The sequence below is a fragment of the Exiguobacterium sp. s166 genome, assembly GCF_018618855.1.
Lineage (GTDB): Bacteria > Bacillota > Bacilli > Exiguobacteriales > Exiguobacteriaceae > Exiguobacterium_A.
Genome location: NZ_JACSMU010000008.1, coordinates 123,691 through 131,839 on the forward strand (window position 1 = coordinate 123,691; position 8,149 = coordinate 131,839).

Genomic DNA, 8,149 nt, shown 5'->3' on the forward strand with positions numbered 1-8,149 from the left:
GGAAATTCATGCAATCACTTTATACATCGGCCAGTACGATGGCTCAGCTTCAAAAACAGCTTGATACGACGGGGCATAATTTGGCGAACGCCAATACGAACGGATACAAACGACGGGATTCCCAGTTCAATGAACTGCTCGTCCGGAATCTGAATAACCAACCGGCGGGACTGACGACCGGACCGCTGACGACACCTGCTGGTCTCCGACTCGGTGTCGGCGGATACGTCGCCAATGAAGCGACACGCTTCGCAACCGGGACGTTCCAAAATACCGGGCGCAAGCTGGATGCGGCCCTCAGCAATCCCCATCATTTCTTTGGCGTGATTGATGCGGACGGCGTGACGAAATTTACACGCGACGGCAATTTTGAATTGTCACCGCAGGCAAACGGTCAAGTTTTGTTGACGGATGATGCCGGACGATCGGTCATCAATCAGGCGAACGAACCAATCACGTTCCCGGACAATGCGACTTCGATTGAACTGAACAAGGATGGCAACATCACTGGTGTCCTGAACGGGGAACGGCGTGTACTCGCCCGGATTGGCGTCGCTGATATTCCGAACCACGGAGAATTAACGGATGTCGGAGGCGGACTCTTTACCGCGACGGGACAATACCAGAACACGACAACCGTGAATCCGTTGACGGTCGGAACACTTGAGACCTCGAATGTCGATATGGCGACGGAGATGACGAACTTGACGCAGATTCAGCGGGCCTATCAGTTCAATTCAAAAGCCTTGACGACATCGGACCAGATGATGGGCATCGTGACGTCGCTGAAATAAGCGGAAATTGTATATTTGGATAGATGAAAGAGGGGGCCGGATGTTAAAAATCCGCCCCCCTCTTTTCTGTGCGTACTGATGATGTCAGTAGATGCTGTTAGTTTTTTTTCAACGCAAGATAAATCGCCGCCATGTCTTCATCACCGTGACCATCCTCTAAAGCATGTTGGTACTGCTTGTTTGCCGTCGTGGCCAGTGGCAGATCGAGCGTCAATCGTTTCGCTTCTTCCGTGATCAATCCGAGATCCTTTGCCATCAGGCGAAGCGGGAACGCAGGCGGGAATTGTTCGTCCCGGTACATCGTTTGTTTGCCCTGGAAAAGTGGTGTGTTCATTCCGGAAGCACCAATCAGCTGGAGGAGCTTTTCTTTGTCGAGTCCGGCGCGTTCGCCGAGCAATAAGGTCTCGGCGACTCCTTCACCGACTAGACCCAGCAGTAGATTGATGGCAAGTTTTGCTGAACTCCCGGTTCCATGTGCTCCGAAGTGAATGCTTTCCTTACCGAGAATGTCGAAGTAGGGACGACATGCGGCGATCGCCTGTTCATCTCCGCCGAGTAACAGGACGAGTTGACCGGCTTCAGCGACCCCGACGGATCCTGAGACCGGTGCTTCGATATACGTCGCCCCGGCCTGTTCGGCACGTTCCGCAAATGAAGTCGATTGTTCCGGTGAAATGGTACTCAGGTTGACGAGGGTCTTCCCCGACAGCGCACTTGTCAGCAGACCGTCTTCCTGTTCAAGGACTGCCGTGATGGCAGGACCATCCGCCAGCATGACGAAGATAATCTCCGATTGTTCGACGACGGCGCGGGGCGACTTCAGTGCGACGGCCCCTTCTTTGACGAGGGACGCTGTCTTCTCGACCGTCCGGTTATAGACGTTGACCGGGTGTCCGGCCCGTCTGAGACGTAACGCCATCGGTACTCCCATATGACCTAATCCAATCCATCCTAATGCCATCAATAAAACTCCCTTCGTTTTTCAGCTCTTTCTCCCAATACCCGTCCTGCAGCGGTCCGTAACCTGACAAAAAAACGTGCCCCTGTCTGATGACAAAGGCACGTCAGCTTATTCTTCGTACGTGAGGATGGTCGAGATGACCGCAATCGGGAAACGGATCGTAAACGTCGATCCGGCACCAATCGTCGATTCGACATCAATCGTCCCGTTATGATGTTTGACGATTTCCTTACAAATCGATAGACCGAGTCCGGTTCCACCGATTTTCCGGGTTTCCGAATTGTCGACCCGGTAGAACTTATCGAACAACTTCGACATCGCTTCTTGCGGAATCCCGATTCCCTGGTCCCGAATCGTAATTTCTGCGAAGCCGTCGTTGTTCTCGATTTGAATGGCGACATCGCCGCCATCCGGTGAATACTTGATTGCATTACTGAGCAGGTTGTTCAGCAACTGTTTGATTTTTTCCGCATCGGCATCAATCATGATTGGACCTTCCGCTTCAAAGGACAACTGGTGCGTCGTGTGCGAGGCGTCGTGGAAATCAATCAGTTCGCTTGCGAGCTGGACGAGATCGAACGTCGCCATCTGATACCGTTGTTCGCTCGACTCCATCCGCTGGACATCGAGGAAGTCATTGACGAGTGTCGTTAAGCGACCCGTCTCCGAGTGGATCGTCGTCAGGTATTTCCGTTGTTTCAGGGAATCGATTTCCCGGTTGAGCATCAGTTCCGTGAAACCATAGATTGAGGACAATGGTGTCCGGAGTTCATGGGAGACTGTCGAAACGAACTCTTCTTTCATCCGGTCCGCTTCCGTTTCCTTCGTGACATCCCGTAAGACGAGCATCGTGCCGACCCAGACCTGATTGATCTGGATTTTTTCCGCATAAATCTGGATGTAGGCACTTTGCGAGCGGATCGAGACGACAAGACTCTCTTTCGGCAGATTCTGTTCGACGATTTGTTCGATATACTGTTCGAACGGTTCCGGTTCATCGATGATGGCAGAGAGGGCCGACATCGCCTGGCGGAACGACGAGAGATTACTTTCGTCCTGGTATTCCGTCTGGACTTCCGGGAAAAGTTTCATCAATGGTTCATTGACGAGCAGTTCATCTGATTCATGTTCAATGTAGACGACGGCTTCGCGAATCGAGTTCAGGAGTTGGCCGGTCTTATTTTTCTCGTGCATCATTTTTTCATAAATCCCCATCCGCATCAGCGAGAGCGACAACTGGTGCGAGAACGACAGGATGTCACCCATCTGTTCCGGTGTGAACGCATCCCGGTAACGGACAAGGTAGACACAGGCGATGATCTGTTCTTCATTCGGATCAAGGATCGGAACGGCGACCTCATACATATAGTACGGATACGGCAACGGACTGTCGTGGGCAACTTGTTTCGACGAATGGACCGGTCGTTTCAGGACGCGGGCCCGGTGGAACAGGGACTGATCGTCCTTGACGAGCTGACCGACCATCTCTTCCGTCATCCCATACTCAATCGTCGAGCGGACGTCATGCTGATCGAGGAACAGCAGGGCACCGATTTCCGAGTGCGTGATGGCGACGAGCTTTTCGATGATTTCCGGATACGCCGTTAATGTCTCGCGTGACGCAAGTGTCTCGGTCAGTTCATTGCGGTATTTGAGATGCTGTTCGCTGCGCAACGTGATTTCGAGTGCCTCTTCGAGTTCCTCTTGCTGCGCCTGCAGTTCTTCCTGCTGGGCGACGAGTTCTTCTTGCTGCGCTTGTAGCTCTTCATTTTTCGACAGCATATGGACTTTATTGTCGGCGATCGACGTCGCCATCCGGTTAAACGATGTCGTCAGTGTATAGAGCTCGTCATGCCGTTTCGGTAACGGAATGGTATTGATATCCTCACCACTGGCGAGCAGAGCGCTGTCACGCGATAACGTGTTGACCTGCTTCGTCACCCGGCTGATGAACGGACGGACGAGCAGCAACAGGATGATGATTAGAACGACGAGATTCGACAGCCAGATGAACTGGGCGACCCGCATCTCGCTCAATAAGCTAGTCTTTGCCTGTGTCTCTTTATCTTGAATCAAGGTCAGGTAGTTGGCGAGTAAAGTATCGATGCCGGCAGCATCCGTATTTGTCGTCAATTGACTGTTTGATCCTTTTAATGTGCCGTTCTCATTAAATAAATCTTCACCATTCGATAAGGAAGCAAGTGTTTTCGGATCGAGGAATGTCTCGTCGATTGAACCTTGTTTCTTCCCGGTGACATATTCCGTCAACAAGGGGAGGGCGGTCCCGAAGTAATCGTCGTAAAATGTTCGGGTCGCAATAGCGTATTCCTTTCCTTGTTCGTAAATCGCATTTTTTTCGAACCAGGTCGTCAAACGATTAATTTCCCGTTGGTTCGCTTTGATCGTATCGAGTATTTCTGGTGTACCGAACAGCACATACGATTTCACATTGCTCTGCACAAGTGTCCATTCGTTGGCTAATGTATTGGCATTCGTTCGGCGTTCCCGTAAATCATCGAACGCGGCATTCGTCTGGTCGATCTTTCGTTCTGTATAGTTATAGACGATAGCTGATGTCAGACTGAGCGCGATGAAAACCATATAAAAGGCAAACATCAACTGGCGACCGATTTTTTGATTAATCCATTTCACTTGTTTATCCTCCGTATATTATTTTCTAAGGTTCAAAGAATTAATCCAGCATTTTTATCTTACTTAATAAAACAGGCATTCATCAAACTTTAACACGCAAAGATGCAAAAAAGATATTTTAATTACTAGATTTGTAGAATGAATAAAAAAGTAATCAATTTTTATGGAAGAAATCGAATAAACAACCCTTCAACTATTTTTTGAAAATAAGGATTAGAAGAGTCGGGATAAAGGGAATCTAATGAAGGAGAAGCCCTCATTTTAATCATAAGGAAGTGACAAGATGCAAAAAATGTTTGAGAACAAATGGTACCGCGGTGCCTGGTGGATCATGACACTGCTGATCATCGTCTGGATCGGCAACCACGTGACGTTCCTGTTCCGACCGATTGCGATTTTATTGCAGATGGTCGTTCCACCACTCGCGATTGCCGGTATTCTGTATTATGTCCTATTGCCGATTGTCGAGCTGCTCGAGAAGAGGATGAAACGGCGTCCTGCTGTCATCATTGTGTTGATAGGTTTGATTAGTATCCTGACGACGCTCGGATTCATCTTTGGTCCGATGTTGTCGGATCAGATTACGGAATTCGTCAATTCGATTCCAACACTCGCTTCCCAGTTTCAGCGTCAACTGATTGATGTCCGGGATCAACTTGAAAACAGTGCATTCTTCTCCCGTTTCCTCAGCGGACAAGATGACCTGTTTAATAAGTTTTCCGGAAGCGTCTCGGAATATGCGTCATCGTTCCTGAAAAATATCGGAACCGGTGTCGGCGGTGTCGTCAGCGTCATCACGACGACGGTCGTGACGGTTATCATCATTCCGATCATGTTGATCTATATGCTACTAGACGGAGATAAGTTGAAAGGCAACCTCGTCAAGATGATGCCGTTTGAATACCATAAGGAAACGAAAAAGATTCTGCATGATGTCCATTTAACGATCATGAGTTACATCCGTGGCCAGGTCATCGTCAGTATCGGGGTCGGGATCATCGCCTATATTGGTTACTTGATCATCGGAATTGATTACGCGCTGTTGCTCGCGTTGTTTGCGACATTGACGAACATCATCCCGTTCCTCGGTCCGGTCATCGGCGTCGTACCCGCCTTGATCGTCGGGTTCATCCAGGATCCGATTCTTGCCGTCTATGCGGTCATCGTCATGACGGTCGCCCAACAGATTGACTCGCATATCATGTCACCGCTCGTCCAAGGGAAAACGCTTGATGTCCACCCGTTGACAATCATCATCGTTCTGCTCGTCGCCGGAAACATCGCCGGATTCTTTGGTGTCCTGCTCGGTGTTCCATTCTACGCGGTCATGAAGGTCGTCATCCTGAACATCCGTCGTCTGTATCATCTGCGGTCGCAAAAAAAGATGGTTATCGCAGAAGACGATAAGACGTTTAATACAATCGTGACGACAAAAGACTGACTTTGAATTTTCAGGACAGTTCGGTCATACTGAAAGAGTAGTCGATTGTGTCACGAAAGGGGTATGTGTCAGATGGATCAACGTCACGTAGAAGAACAGGCTGATTTATTGGCCCTCCAAAAGTTTCAGCACAATTTCGAAAATAGTCTCAAGTCGAGTGTCATCTATATTTTGCGGGATGGGGCGCTGACGATTGGTGAGATTGAACAACGTCTCGATCAGTCGCACGGTCAGATTCTCGAACAATTGCAGGAATTGATTGAAGACGGACTCGTCTTGCAACAGATGTCGGAAAAGGTCCATGGACTTGCCTATTCCTTGACCAGTCCGGCGGAAGAACTCGTTCGCCAGTTCAAGGAATCGATTGCCTGGAGCAAGCAGCACATCACCTATTAAGGAAGTCTGCCCCCTCGAGCAGTTGCTCGGGGGTTTTTGCTATTATAATTGTGAAAAAATGTATAATTATTGAATTGAAACCGACATAATGAGGGGAAGAACGTTGACGTCAGAGTAGGAGAGAAGGAATCGGTGTGAAAACAATCCTGTTGTATGTCCTGATACCGGTATGCGTCATTTTCGTGATCGTCAAGTGGATCATTCCCGTCTCAGGGTGGGGAGCAGACTCTGAACCGGTCAAGCCGAATCCCATTCCTGTCATGCAAAAATGGGATGAAGATCAATTGAAACAATTTGACCGGGAAAACCGGGTCGGTACCCGGTATACGCTCGGCGGATTGGAGGTCGAGACGTTAGCGATGAAGCAACGCAATACGATTCGGGCGACCCCTTTGTTACGGGTGATAGTTTCAAAAGAAAAACTAGTGCAAGTCGGCACAGGAACGGACCGGTTACTGGCTTTGACCGTAACGCTTCAAAATCAATCGGATAATCCGATTGATTTGTCCAAAAAACTTGGCAAGTATGAGACGAACGGGAAAAGAACATCGATTTTACATGAAAATCATCCGCTCGTCGGCACGTACCGGGCGGGAGAAGAACGAATGGGAGTCCTGTTCATCCGGACGGAGCAGAAACAGCTGACGACGGGACATCTTGATTTACTTTATCAAACCCAATCGGGTGAGAAACAGTTGCGTGTACCGCTGAATCAACCAAAAAACTGACCGACCCCTGCAGGCAGCTGCTGGAGTCGGTCAGTCGGATTATTTTTGAACGGCACTGAATGCTTCTTCTGATTCAATCCCGGCTTTGTTGACAGCCGTGATGATAAAACGTCCGGTCTTATCTTTTGGTAACGGGAAGGCTTTTCGTTCGATCGATTCCGTCGAACCAAGCTTTTTCCGTTTTCCTTTTTGTTCCTGATAGATGTTATACGCGACGACTTCATCATCAGTCGATGCATACCAGTTAACGAACCCACCCGAGACGCGGACGTTCGTCGCTGGTTTTGGTGGTGTTTTGACGGGATCGGATGCCTTCTCATCTAATTCAGTAAAGACGACGAGCCGATTGTCGTACGTGCCTTCATTTTCATCGTACGTACCGATACACGTGATCAAGTTCAGGTTACGCTGATCAGAGGTCCCGAAGATTTTTTCGAGCGGTGCATCGAGATGACCGTACTCGACCAGTTTTTTGACCCGGAAGACGAGATTACGGCCTGACTCATCCTTGATTTTGACCGTATCGCCTTTTTTGAGTTCGTGCAGTTGATAAAAGACGGCGGGACCGGTCTTCGTATCGGTATGTCCGTCGATGACGGCATTTCCGACATCACCCGGACGGGGACCGAATTTATACCACCCGACTTGCTGTTCGTTTTTCGGCGTCCCCATGGCGCCTTTTTTATCGAGGCCAACCTGTTCCACGTTGGTTTTAACTTTAAGCGAATCAATCGTCAGGGTCTTTGGCAGTTCTACTTGATTCGTAGAGAGATTCTTAAATTCTTTTTTAAAGATTTCGGACGGTTTGAGTGGATCTTCCTTTGTCTCGGAAGATGTCGCAGCGTCCGTTTTTGTATCGCCTTGCGTAATATTCGTTTCCGGTTCATTCGTGTTTCCAAACAGTAGAAAAATTAACGTACCGATTGAAACGAGCATCAAGAGGATGCTGACCGGTAATAACCATTTTTTCATGACACGTCACTCCTTTCCGAGACAAAGCCTCTTACACAGAAAAAGGATAGTGCCGAGGCGCTATCCTTTTTAGTATACCCGAAATCTTATGCGTTTTGACGTTTGCGTGCGAGGACGATTCCGGCTGCACCGAGTGCAAGACCGAAGAGAGCGATCGCACCAGTTGTACCTGCTGTATTGTTGTCGCTCATGCCGCCGTTACCTG

At 49.1% G+C, this 8,149-nt stretch carries 7 protein-coding genes; 4 read left to right on the forward strand and 3 right to left on the reverse strand.

The annotated features are described in order from the left end of the window. Positions 1–8 precede the first annotated feature (8 nt). The gene (locus tag KNP93_RS14500; RefSeq protein ID WP_131972091.1) at positions 9–794 is read left to right on the forward strand and encodes a flagellar hook-basal body protein; all 786 of its coding nucleotides are present in this window, start codon (positions 9–11) and stop codon (positions 792–794) included. A gap of 97 nt (positions 795–891) precedes the next feature. Here KNP93_RS14500 and KNP93_RS14505 read toward each other — a convergent pair whose 3' ends face one another. Beyond that, positions 892–1,755, reverse strand: a complete 864-nt coding sequence (locus tag KNP93_RS14505; RefSeq protein WP_214855915.1) for an NAD(P)-dependent oxidoreductase — start codon at positions 1,753–1,755, stop codon at positions 892–894. A 108-nt stretch (positions 1,756–1,863) separates the two neighbouring features. Beyond that, positions 1,864–4,407 carry a HAMP domain-containing sensor histidine kinase gene (locus KNP93_RS14510; RefSeq protein WP_214855917.1) on the reverse strand — a complete coding sequence of 848 codons (2,544 nt, stop codon included), beginning with the start codon at positions 4,405–4,407 and terminating at the stop codon, positions 1,864–1,866. Between the two features lie 283 nt (positions 4,408–4,690). Between KNP93_RS14510 and KNP93_RS14515 the strand changes: the two genes are divergently transcribed. From KNP93_RS14515 to KNP93_RS14525, 3 genes are all read left to right on the forward strand, one after another. Further along, positions 4,691–5,848: an AI-2E family transporter gene (locus tag KNP93_RS14515; protein WP_214855919.1), complete on the forward strand. Its 1,158-nt coding sequence runs from the start codon at positions 4,691–4,693 to the stop codon at positions 5,846–5,848. Positions 5,849–5,920: 72 nt separating this feature from the next. Beyond that, complete coding sequence (locus KNP93_RS14520) at positions 5,921–6,244, forward strand: winged helix-turn-helix transcriptional regulator (protein WP_131502387.1); 324 nt, start codon at positions 5,921–5,923, stop codon at positions 6,242–6,244. A 134-nt stretch (positions 6,245–6,378) separates the two neighbouring features. After that, positions 6,379–6,972: a hypothetical protein gene (locus KNP93_RS14525; protein WP_214855921.1), complete on the forward strand. Its 594-nt coding sequence runs from the start codon at positions 6,379–6,381 to the stop codon at positions 6,970–6,972. Positions 6,973–7,011: 39 nt separating this feature from the next. Here KNP93_RS14525 and KNP93_RS14530 read toward each other — a convergent pair whose 3' ends face one another. Next, positions 7,012–7,944, reverse strand: coding sequence for a class F sortase (locus KNP93_RS14530; protein ID WP_131502385.1), 933 nt, complete (start codon positions 7,942–7,944; stop codon positions 7,012–7,014). Positions 7,945–8,149: the final 205 nt, after the last annotated feature.